General features: G+C 37.7%; 11 protein-coding genes. 4 read left to right on the forward strand and 7 right to left on the reverse strand.

The genetic code is table 11. From position 1 onward, the window contains the following. Positions 1 to 5: 5 nt before the first annotated feature. From JNG87_RS06695 to JNG87_RS06705, 3 genes are read right to left on the reverse strand one after another with little or no spacing between them, the layout of a single operon-like run. Positions 6 to 1,430, reverse strand: a complete 1,425-nt coding sequence (locus JNG87_RS06695; protein WP_202842686.1) for a glycoside hydrolase family 30 protein — start codon at positions 1,428 to 1,430, stop codon at positions 6 to 8. 3 nt (positions 1,431 to 1,433) lie between these two features. Beyond that, a complete protein-coding gene (locus JNG87_RS06700; RefSeq protein ID WP_202842687.1) occupies positions 1,434 to 2,993 on the reverse strand; it encodes a RagB/SusD family nutrient uptake outer membrane protein in 1,560 nt (519 codons plus the stop codon). An 11-nt stretch (positions 2,994 to 3,004) separates the two neighbouring features. Next, a complete protein-coding gene (locus JNG87_RS06705) occupies positions 3,005 to 5,926 on the reverse strand; it encodes a SusC/RagA family TonB-linked outer membrane protein (protein ID WP_202842688.1) in 2,922 nt (973 codons plus the stop codon). 176 nt (positions 5,927 to 6,102) lie between these two features. On the opposite strand from JNG87_RS06705, the gene JNG87_RS06710 reads away from it, so the two are divergent. From JNG87_RS06710 to JNG87_RS06725, 4 genes are all read left to right on the forward strand, one after another. Beyond that, positions 6,103 to 7,287 carry an MFS transporter gene (locus JNG87_RS06710; protein WP_202842690.1) on the forward strand — a complete coding sequence of 395 codons (1,185 nt, stop codon included), beginning with the start codon at positions 6,103 to 6,105 and terminating at the stop codon, positions 7,285 to 7,287. A gap of 16 nt (positions 7,288 to 7,303) precedes the next feature. Further along, positions 7,304 to 8,092, forward strand: coding sequence for an NUDIX hydrolase (locus JNG87_RS06715; RefSeq protein ID WP_110008647.1), 789 nt, complete (start codon positions 7,304 to 7,306; stop codon positions 8,090 to 8,092). Positions 8,093 to 8,220: 128 nt separating this feature from the next. Further along, positions 8,221 to 9,399, forward strand: coding sequence for an acyl-CoA dehydrogenase family protein (locus JNG87_RS06720; protein ID WP_110008646.1), 1,179 nt, complete (start codon positions 8,221 to 8,223; stop codon positions 9,397 to 9,399). Between the two features lie 161 nt (positions 9,400 to 9,560). Beyond that, positions 9,561 to 11,516, forward strand: coding sequence for a T9SS type A sorting domain-containing protein (locus JNG87_RS06725; RefSeq protein ID WP_202842692.1), 1,956 nt, complete (start codon positions 9,561 to 9,563; stop codon positions 11,514 to 11,516). A gap of 106 nt (positions 11,517 to 11,622) precedes the next feature. Here the strand turns inward: JNG87_RS06725 and JNG87_RS06730 are convergent, their stop codons facing one another. The 4 genes from JNG87_RS06730 to JNG87_RS06745 form a co-directional block, all read right to left on the reverse strand. Beyond that, positions 11,623 to 13,986 carry a patatin-like phospholipase family protein gene (locus tag JNG87_RS06730; RefSeq protein ID WP_202842696.1) on the reverse strand — a complete coding sequence of 788 codons (2,364 nt, stop codon included), beginning with the start codon at positions 13,984 to 13,986 and terminating at the stop codon, positions 11,623 to 11,625. A 167-nt stretch (positions 13,987 to 14,153) separates the two neighbouring features. Further along, on the reverse strand, positions 14,154 to 16,841 hold the full coding sequence (locus JNG87_RS06735) for a PD-(D/E)XK nuclease family protein (protein ID WP_202842703.1): 2,688 nt from the start codon (positions 16,839 to 16,841) through the stop codon (positions 14,154 to 14,156). Then, positions 16,838 to 17,374 carry a DUF922 domain-containing protein gene (locus tag JNG87_RS06740; protein WP_202842705.1) on the reverse strand — a complete coding sequence of 179 codons (537 nt, stop codon included), beginning with the start codon at positions 17,372 to 17,374 and terminating at the stop codon, positions 16,838 to 16,840. The genes JNG87_RS06735 and JNG87_RS06740 overlap by 4 nt, the downstream gene beginning before the upstream one ends. Beyond that, positions 17,374 to 17,778, reverse strand: coding sequence for a hypothetical protein (locus tag JNG87_RS06745; RefSeq protein WP_202842708.1), 405 nt, complete (start codon positions 17,776 to 17,778; stop codon positions 17,374 to 17,376). Before JNG87_RS06745 ends, JNG87_RS06740 begins: the two co-directional genes overlap by 1 nt. Positions 17,779 to 17,838 lie beyond the last annotated feature (60 nt).

Genomic DNA, 17,838 nt, shown 5'->3' on the forward strand with positions numbered 1-17,838 from the left:
TCAAATTAAAAAATATAGGTTGCTGTAGAACGTCCCGAAATTGTTACAGCAGCGGTTTTCCCGGCAAATTTAATATTAAAATTTTCATCTGCCTGATTATCGTTCTGCACAATTAAAACTATTTTCCCAAATTGAGTCTTAAAGGCAGCCGTTGAAAGCTTATCAGTCTGAGTGGAAGCGATACGCTGAGATCCTGCCGGAATAAATTTTGAAGCGTGTGCAATGATATAGTAAGAAACATTTCTGGTGAAATTCTCACTGTCGGAAACCGTTATGGCTCCTTTACACTCCGTACATCCGCCATCTGTATGAGGGGCAAATTTTGGATCGTTGGCAAGATTCCATTCCAAAGCTGTTTTGCTCCAGTTTCTCATAGAGCCTATGATTACATTTTTCGTATGCCAGTTCAGGTCTTCGGTAAAAGTGCCTTTTGAACCTGTCCATTGTTCAGTAAAGTATAAATTCTTACCCGGAAAAGCATTATGTACCGTACTTAATGCAGAAATATCGCCTTCGTACAGATGAAAAGCAGATCCATCTATATATTTGCCAGCTTCAGAATCTTTTAAAATATCAAGAGCATATTCAGGTTTGTTGCAATTGTGATCATACACAACAATTTTAGTAGTGATTCCGTTGGCTTTAAAAACCGGACCAAGATGGTTCTTAATAAAATCTCCCTGCTGCTCAGACGGCATATACAAACTTGGATTATTTCCGGGATGTAAAGGTTCATTCTGAGGAGTTACGGCATCAATGGTGATCCCTTCTTTTTTCATGCCCTGGATATATTTTACAAAATATTGAGCATACGTTCCATAGAATTCAGGCTTTAAACTCCCTCCTTTTGATTTACCGTTGTCTTTCATCCAAACCGGAGGAGACCACGGGGCAGCAATGATTTTAATGGAAGGATTAATTGCTAAAATTTCCTTCAACATCCCAATCAAAGCCTTGTCTTTTGCCAGATTGAATTTTGAAAGAGAAGGATCAGTCTGTCCTTCAGGCAGATCATCGTACGAGAATACTTCTCCATCAAGATCGGAAGCGCCAATACTCAGTCTTAAATAGCTGATGGATATTGAATTTTTATCATTTCCAAAAAGTTCGTTAAGCAGTGCTTTTCTTTTGGAAGGCGACAACCGGTTGATTACCTCAACACTTCCTCCTGTTAATGTATAGCCAAAGCCATCAATATATTGAAACTTTTGAGTATCATCAATTTCAATATTCTGAAAGCTGTTGGAGCTGTTTACAAATTTAACGGAAACCTGCTGTTGTAATTTTACACTTTCATCCCCTTTTGTAAGCCAGTACTGCACTTCATTTTCTTTATTGGAAGCCACTGAGGTACAAGATAAAGAAAAAAGGGCCACACCACTAAGCAGTGCGGCACCTCTAAAGAAACTATATAAGTTGTGAAACTTCATATTTTAGTAACCAGGATTTTGTTTTAAAGCTGTATTCGGCAATTCATTGAAAGGAATTGGAAGAATTTCATTTTTATTGGCTTTAAATCCTTTGAATGCAAGTACTGATGGAGCATCTCCCCATCTTACAAGGTCAAACCATCTGTGTCCTTCTCCGGCAAGCTCTCTTCTTCTTTCATCTTTAATAGCCTGTAAAGAAACAGGAACTGATGGTAACCCAACTCTTGCTCTTACTGCATCTAATAATGCCTGTGCTCTTGCTCCGGTTGCACCTAATGCTTCAGCCTCCATTAAATAAGTATCCGCCAATCTGATGGCAATATAATTTTGCCTGAAATTAAGCTCAGGAGGCCCTGGAAGTGATGTTTTTAAAGCGTTTGTAGGTAAATACTTGTTGAGGAAGTATCCGGTATCTGCAAAAGCAGGCGTATAAGTAACCTTACCCTCTGTCACCAGTTTTTTTGCATTGAAAACGGTAACGTCCAGTCTTGGATCTCCCTGCATAAAAGTGACAAAGTTCTCTGTTACGGTATTAAATGCCCAACCGGAATAGATATCCGGAGCATTGTTATTCGGGATATCTTTTAAGAAATAAGAACGAGGTCCTACCATCACATTGATAGAGTTTCCTTCGTCTTTTCCCTGTCCCCAGAATCCCCAGTCAGAGCTTCCTTTATTGGTATGCATTACTTCAAGGATAGATTCTGATAAGAATTTGTATTTATTGGGATCCTGATCAGTTTCCAAGGCAACTTTAAATAAATCTGCATAATCTGCCACAAGTTTGTAGCCATACTGACTGGTTCCTCCTGGCGTACCATTTACTTCAGCAAACTGTGCGGCTGCCTGAGGCATTTTCTTATCATAAAGATAAATTTTACCTAATATAGCTCTGGCCGTTCCCTGCGTGATTCGCCCCTTATCACTGATACTTGGCGTCATCATAAGGTCGGGAATAGCAGCAACGATATCGCTTTCTATCTGTGCATACACATCTTCCGGCTTGGCCTGTGGAACGTTCCAGTAATCATCATCAAACTTTATGGTATTAAGAATCAAAGGAATATTTCCAAACATTCTTAGTAATTCAAAATAATATAAAGAACGAAGGACTTTAGCTTCTGCAATATATCTTTTTTTAAGATCCTCATTCATATTTGCCCCCGGAACTCTTTCTATTAAAAGATTAGCACGGGCAACTCCCTGATAGTAATCTCTCCAATAGCTGGCTGGCATTGTATTGGCGTTGATCATATAGTTATTCATTCCCTGGATACCCGCTCCGTCATTGGAATTTCCCCCACCGGAATAAAAATCATCAGATCCTGCATTAAAGAATGTTACGGTATTTTCAAATCCAGCCGAATACTTTCTTAAAGGATCATATACGGAGATCAATGCACTGAAAGACTGCTGCTCATTCTGAAAATATAAATCTGTATTAAAAGATCCTGAATTCTTTACATCATCCAGATAGGAATCACTACAACCGATATTGGTAAAACTCAGACCTGTCAGAAACGCTACGGCAAGTCCTTTATATATTAAATTCTTATTTTTCATTTTGTTGGTCATTAAAATTGAATATTAGCTCCTATAAGGAATGTTCTGGCTTGTGGATAGTAAGCTCTGTCTACACCGATAATATCCTGCTCAGAATTATTTCTTCCCGCAATTTCAGGGTCATATCCTGTATATTTTGTAAAAGTAACCAGGTTCTCTCCTGTGATGTACAGTCTTACCTTGCTCATTCCAAAACGTTGAGTAACATCCTGAGGAATAGTATATCCTAGCTGAACAATTTTCAGACGCACATAATCTCCTTTCTGAAGGTAATAGTTAGACATCCATGAATAGTTGTGGTTAGAATCAGTGCGGGTAAGTCTTGGATTATCATTGGTAGATCCCTCACCTGTCCATCTGTCTAAGATTCTTGTCTGGTAGTTGGCATCAGGCAAATCCAATCTTCTTAACCCCTGGAAAATCTTGTTACCAGCCTGTCCTTGCGCAAACATCATCAGATCAAAATTCTTATAGCTCATATTCACGGTAAGTCCGAAAGTATATTTTGGGATAGAGCTTCCTAAGTTTACTTTATCATTGTCATCAATTTTACCATCTCCATTATTATCCTGCCAGATAAAGTCCCCAGGTTTTGCATCGGGTAATAATTTTACACCATTGGCATTTACATAATTGTCAATTTGTGCCTGATTCTGGAAAACCCCACTATATGTTTGTCCGTAAAATGATCCGTAGGGCTGCCCTACCGCTACTCTGGATACCGCTCCCATGGTCTGGAAAGAAGCCAGGTTGAAGTATTCAATATCATCTTCTAGTCTAAGGACTTTGTTTTTTATCGTAGCGAAGTTACCATTAACCGAAATGCTGAAATCTTCCCAATTTTTCTTGTAGCCTAATTCAAGTTCAACACCTGAGTTTTCCATATCTCCTACATTTGCCCAAGGTGAAACCGGAACTCCTACATAACCAGGGATATTGATTTGTCTGAGAATATCTGTTGTTTTCTTTTTGTACCAGTCTGCTGTAAGGGTAAAATTGTTGAATAATTTCAGATCTGCAGCAATATTCAGCTGGCTGGTCTGTTCCCATTTCAGATTAGGGTTTTCCAGAGTACTTTTCGCATAACCAATGATAATATTATTACTGGAGTTGGTATAATTACTACCGGAAACCATGAAACTTGCAAATCTGAAGTTATCCATTTCATCATTCCCTAACACTCCGTAACCTCCTCTTAATTTTAAGTTATTAACGACATTGTTCTCCGGCCAGAAGTTTTCTTTATGAACGTTCCATCCCAGTGACATAGACGGGAAAGTTCCCCAGTGCTGGTTGGTAGCAAATTTTGAAGAACCGTCTCTACGGATTGTACCTGTAAATAAGTATTTATCTGCATAATCATAAATGATTCTACCAAAATAAGATGCTTTACGGGTCTCGATACCGTCCCATCCTTTTGCTGTAATATTTTCCCTGGGAATATCAAAGTTGAAGGAAGCATCCTGCCAGTTATCAATAGGAAGGTTACTGTAAGTCAAACTGGCACCGCCGGCAATGTTGTATCGGTAAACACCCTGTCCAACCATAATATTGATATTGTGATCACCAAACTTATTCTGATAGGTCAATGTATTTTCCATGCTCCATTCGAACTTATTTTCATCCACCTTATTCAAACTGTTAAAACCGGTATTATTAAAATTTGGGCTTAAATAATATTTCGGTGTAAAGGAGCGGCTTCCCCAATAGGATTTTTTACCATTTAAACTTGTTTTGAATGTAAAGTGATCAAGAAACTTGAGTTCTGCAAAGACATTCCCCACAAAATCATCAGACCAGTTATAATTGCCTTGTTGTATGTGACGGAAAGCCTGCGGATTGGTCATCTCGTTATTTACATATGGGGAAATTCCATATGGACGGCCTTCAGAATCACGGATGATATAAGGACTTTTATAACCGTCCGAATCTACCATTGACCAATCTGTCACGACAACCGGAGTGATAGGATCCAGGTTTACTGCTGAAGCCAACGGTCCTCCAAATTCTTCGTTTGCACTTACTCCCTGAGACTTCACATGGGTATACGCAAAAGTTTGCCCTATGGTCAGGTAATCTGTCACTTTATGGGTTGAGTTAAATCTTGCATTGATTCTTTTGTAATAAGAAATATCACTCATTACAATACCAGTCTGATCAAAATATCCGAAAGAGGTATAGTAGGTGGATTTTTCATTCCCTCCGGTAATACTTACTTCGTGAGACGATTTTTCACCGGTTCCGAAAATAGCATCCTGCCAGTTGGTACCTTTCCCAAATGATTCAGGATTAGAAAATCTGGGTGCCTTTCCGTCATTAACAAAACCTTCATTAATAATTTTGGCATATTGTGTAGCATCTAAGAGATCCAGTTTTTTGGATGCATTTGAGAAACCATAAAACCCGTTATAAGAAAGACTAAGTTTTCCTCTCTTCCCTTTTTTGGTTGTCACCAGGATTACTCCTTTTGCTGCAGAGACTCCATAGATTGCAGATGATGCTCCGTCCTTTAGCACTTCTATACTTTCTATATCCGATTGGTTAAGCCATCCGATATTGTCTACCACAATACCATCTACTACCCACAATGGGCTGTTGCTTCCAGCTCCAAAACTGGTAATCCCTCTTACACGTACAGTAGCAGCAGCACCAGGCTGTCCCGAATTCGTAACAACAGAAACACCGGCAGCTCTACCCTGCAATACCTGTTCAGGCTTACCTGCCGGTATGTTTTCAATGTCACTGGCTTTAATACTCGCGATAGCTCCTGTTACATTACTCTTTTTCTGAGTACCGTAACCGATGACTACCACTTCGTCTATTTTGTTTTCTTTCGCAATTGTGTCCTTCGCCTTGGTGGTCTGGGCACTGAAGTTGGCCGTAAAATAGAGGACGGCAACCACTCCTACGCTTCTTGATATTCTTACATTCATATACAGTTATTGTTTAATTCTCAAATTGAGACAATAAAAATATATTTTTTTTCAATTAATTAACATTCTATTCATAAAAATTTTAATTTTTCTTTTATTTTTCAGGGTTAGAAGCCCTATCTTAGCATCAATATTTCATAAAATTTCATAAAAAATTAATAAAGTTATCTCCCAAAATGATCGTCAAGCCTTCAAAAATTTCTCTTCCGTTAAAACTTACCTTTCTCATTTTTTCAATGGTTCTAAACTGTATGGGACTGGTGATTCTGCAGTTGTCAGAAGAGAAAATCACCTATGGAGAACTGGGACTTTTAGAATCTTTTAAAGATCTACCTATTGCTTTTATTTCGCTTTTTGCAGTGAGCTTTATCAACAAGACAGGACCTAAAAAGGCATTGATCCTTGCCTTGGCCATTGTTGGATTCTGTTCCTGCCTTCTTCCTTTTGTAAAGGTTTTCTGGTTTTATAAACTGTGGTTTGCGATTATAGGAGCCTGTTTCGCTATTGGTAAAATCTGTGTTTTTGGAATTATCAGGAATAATATTTCGGATGAAAAATCCCTGGCAAAGACCATGAATAATGTAGAAGCCTCTTTTATGATCGGAATTTTCGTGGTTAATACCGGTTTTGGGTGGATAATTTCCAGCCAGTACTCGGAATTCTGGAAGTTTGGTTTCCTGATGATTGCTTTATTATCAGCATTTACCATTTTTCTGCTGTCAAAGATAGAAGTAGCAGATTCCAGGCCTATGGAAAACAAAAGCATTCTCTCAGAACTTTCCGGGTTTACCACACCTACGGTAGCTTTATTTTTAGGAGTGATCTTTTTTATCGTCTTTGTAGAGCAGGGATTCAATTCATGGCTTCCTTCTTTTTATAAAAACCATTTGAAGGTCAATTCTTTTTTTGCGCTTCAGGCCACTTCTTTTCTATCCGTCTTTTCTTATGCCGGACGAACGGTTACTGCCAATATCATCAAAAGGTTTTCATTGCCCAGATATTATATTACATGTATGGCTCTTATTATCACCTTACTGATTATTATACTGGGGATACAGTATTTTGATTCGGAGGATTCCAGCTATTTACTTTTTTTATTTCCGGTTATTGGTTTGTTTCTTTCCCCCCTCTACCCTGTAATCAACTCAAAAATGATTGCACAGGTGGATAAAGACAAGATTAATCTTTTCACCTCGCTTATTGTTATTTTTTCTTCTCTGGGCAGCTCTGTAAGCTCTATCATTATGGCTGTTTTATTTGAAAAACAGCTGTTGAATTATTATTCATTATACATCTTATCTTCTGTAATTCTGCTTTTTGTGATTAGTTTTATATATTTTACTGTCACAAATAGAAAATAGTTTTATTTTTACTGCCATGAAAATTAAAGACACAAAAAGTAAAGAAACGCTACAGGAACTCATTGACACGAAAGATTTCGTAGCGCATATTTCCGTTGACTGCACCATATTCGGCTTTCATAATAACATTCTGAAAGTTTTGCTTTTAAAATATCATGATCTGGATCTATGGTCACTTCCGGGTGGTTTTGTTTTTAATGATGAGGACCTGAGAGAAGCTGCTGAAAGGGTTTTGTTTGAAAGAACCCATCTTAAAGGATTATTTTTGAAACAGTTTCACACCTTTGGAAGAATAGACCGTACGGAGAATAATGTACATCAGATCCTTCTTAAAAATAAAGGAATAACCGTTCCTGAAGATCACTGGATATTCCAGCGTTTTGTTACAGTAGGTTACTGCAGCCTCATTGATTTTTCACTGGCTGATACTTTCCCTGATGCTTTCAATGAAAGCTGTGAATGGTTTGAAGTCAACAACCTGCCTAAAATGGCATTCGACCACGACAGAATTATAGAGACAGGTCTTGAATACCTGAGAATGAATATCAATACAGAGGTTGCAGCAAGTAACCTGCTTCCTGAAAAATTTACCATGAAAGATCTTCAGGCTCTTTATGAAACTATTTTAGGACAGAAATTCAGAAGAAATAATTTTCAGCGGAAAATTTTAAGTTTAAATATTCTGGACAGAATGGAAAAACTCTATGACGGCTCGGCCAATAAAGCTCCTTATCTGTATAAATTTAAAACTAAAGTTCATAATTCTACCAATCAGTATCCCATCTCTAATGATGAGGAATCATAAAAATATAAATTTAACTCAAATTATCAACAAAGTAGCAGTAGCCCCCTGAAAATCAATAGTAAAACAAGTTTTTAAAAAAATTTTCAGAACATCACGAAAAATGTTACTTTTAACCAAATCAAAAAATCATGTCATATTATCCTCTTACAAGCATCCCTGATTATTATGGAATTGATGCTTTACTTACTGAAGAACATAAACTAATCCGCCAATCTGTGAGAGACTGGGTTGAAAGTTTTGTAATGCCGCAGATAGATCAGGCCGCTCAAAATCATACAGATCTTCCTAATCTTATGAGAGAATTGGGGAAAATCGGAGCATTGGGACCTTATATCCCGGTTGAGTATGGCGGTTCAGGATTAGACCAGATTTCTTATGGTCTGATTATGCAGGAGCTGGAAAGAGGAGATTCTGCAGTACGTTCTGCTGCTTCGGTACAGAGTTCATTGGTGATGTTCCCTATTAACGAATTTGGTTCTGAAGAACAGAAAAAGAAATACCTTCCAAAGCTTGCTGCGGGAGAAATGATCGGATCTTTTGGATTGACTGAGCCTAACCACGGTTCTGATCCTGGTTCTATGGAAACTTATTTTAAAGATATGGGAGATCATTATCTTTTAAATGGGGCAAAAATGTGGATCACCAACTCTCCTTTATGCGACATCGCTGTAGTATGGGCAAAAAATGAGGAAGGCAAAGTACAGGGATTGATCGTTGAAAGAGGTATGGAAGGTTTCACCACTCCTGAAACTCACAATAAATGGAGCTTGAGAGCATCCAAAACCGGAGAACTGGTATTTAACAACGTAAAAGTTCCCAAAGAAAACCTGCTTCCGGGAGTAACAGGACTGAAAGGACCTTTATCTTGTCTGAATTCTGCAAGATATGGAATTTCCTGGGGAGTAATAGGTGCTGCTATTGACTGTTACTGTACTGCCGTTCAGTATTCCAAAGAAAGAAAACAGTTTGGAAAACCAATCGGTTCTTACCAGCTTCAGCAGAAAAAATTAGCTGAATTCTTAACAGAGATTACAAAAGCTCAGTTACTGTGTCTTCAGCTAGGAAACCTTAAAAACGACCATAAGGCAACTCCGGCCCAGATTTCAATGGCTAAACGTAACAACGTGAAAATGGCAATTGACATTGCAAGAGAATCAAGACAAATCCTAGGAGGTATGGGAATTATGGGTGAATTCCCGATGATGAGACATGCCGCAAACCTGGAATCTGTAATTACTTATGAAGGAACACATGACGTTCATTTACTGATCACTGGATTGGACATCACAGGAATCAACGCTTTCTAAAAAATATACCAATATAAATAATAAAGAGTCTGGCCAATGGTCAGACTCTTTTGTTTACTCACTTTGCAGGGATTTTATATTCAATGAATAATTATTGATCTTATAAAGTTTTTGTTGTTTTATTAAATTTATTACTTTAATACCACGCAAAAACAAACAATATGAAAAAAATCACAACTTTTTTACTAAGTCTTACAGCTCCATTTTACTTTGCACAGCAGGCGGGTGATGTTGTAAGTGCCGAACAGAAACTGGATTTAACACCACAGGGAGTCATCAATTTTATAGCCAATAATCTTGGCGATCAGAATGCTCCTGAGTTTGCCAATTACCTGAACAGTTTCAATATCGGGCTGAAAGGATACAAAATCACTTATTACACCAAAAATGAAAACAATGTTCTTGTAAAAGCTACAGGACTATTGATGTACCCTAACGTACCTTTCAAACTCTCAACAGTAGTATCTGACCATGGAACTACAGACAGCAGGCACAATGTTCCGTCTAATTTCAAAGGGGCTTTAACAGCAGGATTTGTGGTCGAATTATCCTATGTACTCAACGGGTATATTCTGATGGCCCCTGATTACGTAGGGATGGGAACCGGGGACGGAACTCACCCATATGTAGATTATGCCACAGAAGCCGGAGCTACCATAGATTTCATTACCGCTGCCAATAAAGTACTGGCACAACTGAACATCAAACGTTATGATGAATATTTCCTGGCCGGATATTCTCAGGGCGCACATGCTGCAATGTCTACCTTAAAAAGATTAAGCATTTCAAATCCTGATAATATCAAATTCAAATATGCTTACATGGGCGACGGCCCTTATGATTTTTCAGGAGTAACTTTAAATAAAGGAGTCCTTGAAAAAGATATTTATCCTTTCACCTCATTCCTGGCGAATGTCCTTCATACCTGCAACAATACGGGATATAAAACCTATAATAATGACATTTCAGAAGTTATTTCTGCAGAATATCTGGACAAATACAACTATCATGTCGTTCAGGATAACGGCGGACTTTTGTGGGGCCCTGTTATATGGAGAAAGCTCTTTACCACCAGCTTTGTAAACGATGTCACCAATAATCCCAATAACAAGCTCAGACAATGCATGAAACCTAAGGATGTGTATGACTGGTACAATAAAACGCCTATGACACTGGGTCATTCAACTGTCGATTTAGCCATTCCGCCTGAAAATACCTCCAAAACTATTGATGTTCAGCGGGGTTACTATCCATGGTGGGATCTGAACAAGTATAAACTGGATTCCTTCTACTGGGGACCGCTAGGACATGTAGGTGGAATTCTGCCTTTCACTTTAGCTTCCAATGCAAAGTTCAATACCCTGAGAAGCGGCGGCCTTCTTAATGAATGGGCGATTGCAGGTTCAATTTTCGGTAAGCAACCGGAGAAAACTTCTGAAAAACCTTCCCTTCTGTCTTCACAGATAAAACCGGACCTAGGCAGTATGCAGCTGGTTGAAATTACAGATTTCAATAAAGAAAAAGCCCAGAGCAGAACAGCCGGTAGTCAAAATTTATCTGATTTAAAAGACGGAGTTTATTTATTGAAAGTATCGGAAAACAATGAAGATAAAATAATTCCATACATCAAAAATACCCCAAAAGAAGTTGCTGAAAATGAAATTATACAATCTTCCAATGCATCAATATTGCAATTGAAAGTAGATCAGGACGAACTTACTGCTGTGAATATTTTTGATGAAAATAAAACCCTGATCAGAAGTATTTCCTCAAAACAATATCGGGAGGCCGGAGGAATCAATATTCAGAATCTTGAAAACAAAAACTATACGTTTGAAGTTGTTACTCCATACTATAACCTTCAGTTCAGTAAATCGGCTGGCAGCATATTATCATCAGAAAACAGTACTGATATTTACACCCAGAGACAACAGATTGTGGCTAAATCCGGGAATGATATTAAGAACATCAGCATTTACAGTATATCTGGCTCTCTGATCGTTCAACAGGACGTTAATAAACCGGTGTTTGAGTCGAGAAACCTGGAACCGGGAATATATCTGGTGCAGATCACTCTTTCTAATGGAAAAATTATCAATAAAAAAGTAAAACTATAAATCAATCACTCCTCTATATCTTTATTTCAAGTTAATTTTTGGCACTTCAGCAATGAAGTGCCTTTTTGCGTCGATAATTTAAAAGCATTATAAATGGAGCATATCCTTAAAACTTAAATCCGACACTAAAATATATTCTTGAAAAATCAAGCTGGCTGTTTCTGGAAATATTCAAACCAATAGGCCCTATAAGCGATTCATAGCCAAGATTTACTCCGTAGCCGAACATATCAAAACTGTTATTGAAAGGAGAAAACTCTTCACTTACCTTTCCATAACTGAATGATGGGGTAAGATAGAGCTTTTTCATAATTCTGTACTGAAATGAGATGGCCGCCTTAGCAACTGAAGTCATCGGAAGCTCTTTCTGACGAAGTCCATTGAATTCCGGGCTTAGCAGGTCGTAATTATACTCACTGCCTCCAAGATTATACTTTTGGTTCAGGAACAGATACGGAACCTGATCTTCTTTTTTGGCACCAAAGCTCGTACCGAGAAACACATTTGCTTTTACGGTCAGTCTTCTTGTAATCGGGTAGAAAAAGTTCTCATTCAGTGTAAATGAAACGAGATTTTTAGGCTCATAATAGTAAGAGTCTTTCGGGTTAAGAATCTGATAAAGAAGAGGCTGTACCACGTTCAGGTCATAAAGCTCATACTGATCTCCATAGTAAAATCTTGTGCTCACCTGAAGATGATTCCCCCTGCTTGTAAAATACCTTTTATTAAGATTATTCTGTTCAAATTTCAGGAAAGTATTGAAATTGCTGTGGTTATACAGCTTTTTGCTGTAATTATCTACTTTTGACTGATCTACTTTATCCAGTAAACTGTACATTCTTTCCGTACTGAATTCCGTTCCAAGAGACAGGTAAGAATTGGGATTGATATTATAATTCAGTGCAATTTTTCCGGTTATGTTACGGTACATATGGTTCGGAAAACGGTCGCCGCCATCTTCACTTATATCATACAGCCTGAAGTTCAGGTCATTACTTTTAAGATGAACCATTTTAGCTTCCAGATCCAGCCATAAACGTTTACCACTGTCTAAGAACTGCTGGTAAGCAACTTTAGCTTTAAAACGTTCGGAAATATCTACTGTTGCCAGAAACCTGGATCTGTTCAGGAGAATGTTTCTGTACGTATAATTGACAATAATTCCTACGGACTGTTCCGTATCATAGTGCAAAGCCAGTTTAAACGCTCCTTTTTTCGCTCTTTTCACAAAAACATTCATCACAAGACCGTCGTTTACATTTGTGTAGGTATAATACACCTTTACATACTGCCGCATTCCGAAGACCCTGTCTATGGCTTCATTAACGGTTTTTACATCGTAATACTTCCCTTCCGTAAGCCCCATCTGCTTTTTCAGCACTTCAATTTCTGCAGCATCTGTAATGGGTGTTCCGTCTTCTTCGTTAAAAGTAAATTTTGTTGTAGGCAGTTTCACTTCTTCAATCATTGTATGCTCATACGTAATTCCGGCTTTGCGCTGAGCTTCTGCCAGGGCGACAAACTCAGGAAGATGCTTTCTCGCCTCCATCTCTCCTATTTTTATGATCCTTCTGAATTTGGCAAAATCTTTCGTTGTAATTTCTCCCAGTGGATCTACAAAGTCGACCAGAATATTTGATAATTCTTTCTGATGTTTAAAATCTTCTACAGAGCGGATGGCATGAGTCTGATAGATCATCTTCATCGGATTTTCAATCTCTTTTTTCGTAAAAAGTCTGAATCCGGTGTAGCCTCCGATCACAAAACCGGCACCCATCTCACGAACTTCATTGGCCGGATAATTACGATCCAGACCGCCATCAACCAAAAGCTTTCCATCAATATAAACAGGAGCAAAGGCGGCAGGAATAGCCAGCGTAGATCGAATAGCCAGTGGTAATGATCCTTCTTTCTGCATCACCAGACCGCCATTTTCAATATCGGAAGATGTAAGCTGCACAGGAATTCTCAGTTTACTGAAATCGTTGATATGCTTTGCGTTGAAAGTAAGCGTATTAAGAACTTCTCCCATGTACTGCCCTTCAATATAAGAACTTGGAAGTGTGGGAAATCCTTTGACTACTGGAAATTCAAGGATATATTTGTCGTATTCATCTTTTTCACTGATATTGACTTTGTTATAAGGAATTTTATTACTCAGAATTCTGTTCCAGTCCATTTTATAAATGGTATGCTTCATCTGGTCAGCATTATATCCCATTGCATATAAGCCTCCCAGAATCCCTCCCATACTGGTTCCTGTGATATAATCGACTTTGATTCCCAATGAATCGATCATTTTTAAAATCCCGATGTGTGCAAATCCCTTTGCCCCGCCGCCACTGAGTGCAAGACCAAACTTAGTATCTTTGGTTACATTTTGAAGCGCAATATTCAGGGAATCATTTTTTTGCTGAGATTTGATAATAAGAGAAAAAGCAATAGCTAAAAATATCAGGATCTTTTTCATTGGTGCTGCTTAATGTATCTGATTTAAACTTTATAAGTTTTTAATAAGTAGTAAAGATACACAAAAAGTTACCTGCTTTATCACAACATTTCGTGAAGTAAACGATTCTAAGCCAGCTTATTTATTAAGAATAAACAGAGAGAAAAAATATACTAAGACTAAAATTTTTAATATGTTTTTATCGTTTCCACGAAATTGATATCCGGATTCAGGATTTCAAGAATAAGGCTTTTCACAGATTTCATGGCATCATCAATATTTCCTTTATCAAACTGCAGGGCAACCATTCCCTTTTTAGCATCTGCAAAACTCCAGATTCCGGTTTCAATCGGGAAACCCCAAAACTCAGGAAGGTGCTGTACTACGTAATGGTAAATACAAAGCTGAAGGGCCTGTTTCCTGTCGCTGTTATGGAAATATTCATCTACGTTATCCTGATCAATCTTTACAGTAAGATTTTTAGTCCTGGCGGTTTTATAATCAATAATTCTCAGAGTACCGTTCAGTTTATCAATCCTGTCAATGAATCCAAAGAAAGAAATTTTATCATTTCCATCGAGAGGAAAATCGATGTTTTCAAACCTTCTTTCGATATCAATAATCTCCAGTTTATTACCTTGCTTTATGAGTTCAAGATCATGATTCAGCACATTTTCAATGACCTTTTTAGCAATGGCCTTATGGATATAATTCATCCCTTTTTCATAAAATTCCGGCTGGTGTTTCAGTTTTTCAATAGCAATATTTATATATTCATCTACTGCTTTAACTGAATTCTTTAAATCACTTTCTTTTAAAACCTTACCCTTTAACACCTCATACACTTCTTGAAGTGAATAATGGACCAGATTTCCGTAATTTTTTATCGAAAGTTCTTCTTCAATTTCATCTGTTTCCGAAGTGTTTAAAATCTTGGAAAGGTAGAAATCAATCGGATTGTAAAGATAACTCGTCAGGTGGGAAGCAGATACTTTTTCCTTCCATTTCTGAAGACGTTCCTGTACAATTTGTGTCTTGGAAATTTCAATCGGTTTGGTGGCAATAGGTTCAGAGGAATTTTCAATAATGAGATGTTCAATCTCATGAGAACTCTCCATTTCAATTTGGGTAATGAAACGGCTCTTCTCTCCGGTATTCACTCCGGAGCTTAAAGCATTATACAGCAAATGGACATTCTTCGCATCCTGAATCAGCCTGTAAAAGTGATAGGCATAAATGCTGTCATTTTCAAGAAAAGTATGGAGATCAAAGAATCTTCGGATATCAAAAGGAATATAGGTATTCTGTGAGTTTCCAAGCGGGAGTTTCCCTTCGTTGACAGAAAGCAGAATAACGTTTTCAAAGTTCAGGAGACGCGTTTCCAGTAATCCCATGATCTGAAGTCCTTTTAATGGTTCACCCTGAAAATCGATACTTTCAGAATTGATATGCTGGTTAATCAGGATTTCCAGCGTTTCCATTTTAATCTCAATATTGTAGGGAGTCAGCTGGTTTTTGATGATTCTGAATGCATTTTCAAAGTGAGAGACATTCTCATACTGAATATCATCTATTTCGAGCCATTTTACCTGCTGGCAGAACTCAATAAGCATATTCAGGTAGCCGTTGGTTCCAGTTGCTTTTTGAAGAAGACCATAATAAGACAGTCCGCTCAGCAGTTCATGTAAAAGTTTTCTGGAAATATACACAATATTCCTCTCTTCTACTTTGGCTTTAAAATCATTGATAATCTGTTCATCTTCTGCTGATTTCGGCAGCTCTTCCAAAATGGGGAAAACATCTCTGTAATAGTAAGACAGTTTGTTTTTTTCCAATTGCTTCTGCAGGTAGAAAAGACGTTTCACGGCATTGGAGAAAGATAAATTCTTCAACGGGAATCCCATTGTAATATTCAAATTATCAACGCCATGCATCACATCAAGACTGGCTGGAAGAAGGTTTTCATCCAGCAGTACAACTGCCGTATTGGAGTAGGTTTTATTATTGATCTCTTTAAAGATCTCAGGCAGTACTTTGGTCTGGGTTACATTCCCGGACACTTCGTATACCTTAATTTTTTTAGGTTGATTAAAATCGTCTTCTATCCATTGAAAAGCTCTGTTATCATCAAATTCTTTCCATGTTTTATGATTTCTAAGGAATTTTCCGGCTTCCTGTCTTTCATCATTAAAATAATAACGGTCTGCCTGAAAGAAACACTGCGCTTTATTCCACTGTAAAAGGCTTCTTACAAGCTTTTCTTCTACCGGAGTAAAGGCATTGAAGCCACAAAAAACAAATTCTTCTTTGGTATTTTTCGCAAAATCAGCAATTCTGGCTTTAGCCGCCTCATGAATCATTCCGGAAGTAGCCCAGTTTCTCTCCTGCAGTCTCTCCTTTAAAACCGGGAGAAAAACATTCATATTCTGCCAGAAATTAAGAAACTTCTTTCTTGGAACATCGTCATCCTCACCAAGGTCCTGAGCCCATTCTTTGATTCTTTCTTCATCAAACATATACTGCAGAACTGCCTGGTCGCTATCTGAGAATTTCAGGATATCATCCCAATCCTTCTGTAAGGTGGGAAACCATTTCAGAAAATCGGAAAAATCATCTCTGGGAATAAGATTCAGGCTTCGGTACACATCAAAAGAGAAAAGCCACAGCGGAATTCCCTGAATCGTCTGTTGATCGGCAATTTTATTGATGAGTTCCTCTATTGTAAAAAAGTTAGGAAGAAATCCTGAGTAATTATTTTCTTCCAGGATCTGTCTGATAAACACAATGGGACGTTTTCCGGGCAGAATGATATTAAACGCAGAAAGATCAGGGTTTTGTGCTAACAGTTCGTGGATGATCTTATTGAGGAATTTCAAAGGGTTTTATAGCTTTTTAAGTTGTCGAGTTGTTCAGAAATCGACTGATTATATTCGGTTTGTTTTTCTTTATCAAGCCCATGACGGGTTTCTCTGTCGTAGGCCATCTGGAAATTCTTATAATCAACGGATATCCCATCGTAAATTGCTCTGAAATATTTGTTGTAGTCTCCTGAATTTTTGATTTTTTCAGCAACTGCTTTTCTGAATTTTCTTACAAACAATTCTGCAATATCAAAATGCTTCTGCTCATGAAGGAGAATATAATCATTCATTCTTTTGGCATCTTTCCATGATTTATCTTCATGAAACAGTGTTTTGATAGTAATGGCAACCGGTGCTTTGGGATCGGAAGATTTTTCAGCATAAAATTCCCATCCACAATGGGTGTATGCTGCCACATCAGGATTCTTTTTTTTGTTAACCGGACTTTTAAAGTTATCCCAGGTTAGCTTTTTGCCTTCCTCCCAGAAAATTTTCTGCCCGTACACCACCTGCGCTGCCAGTAAACACAATACGAAAGTCAACTTCATTATTTTACTACAATGGTTTTTGTAATCCAGCTGTTTCCTCCATTCCAGAATTTAAAAGTATAGGTTCCTTTGCTTTGCGGGCTGAAATTAATCTGATTTGCTCCCACATATTTCCCTTGTGTACAAGGGCCGTTGGTAATATATTTATAGGAAGTAACTGTTCTTTCCAGGTTATTATTGTAAACATAATCATATCCGTAAAAGCCTTCACAGTGAGACGGATAGGTGGAATACGTTTTTATGCTCTGTATCGCGTAAACGTCCATGGTATCATTAACAATTTTTACGCTGTCTATCTTGATTTTATCAATAGATTCGATGGTATGGTAATCATCATCATTACACGAAACCAGAAGCACGCCCAACAGGAATACTGAAGATCCAATATTTAAAAGTTTTTTCATAACCTTTACTTTTCTGATTATTAACAAATATTAGCAAAAATTATTCCTTATTTACATAAA

Source organism: Chryseobacterium cucumeris (assembly GCF_016775705.1).
Lineage (GTDB): Bacteria > Bacteroidota > Bacteroidia > Flavobacteriales > Weeksellaceae > Chryseobacterium > Chryseobacterium cupriresistens.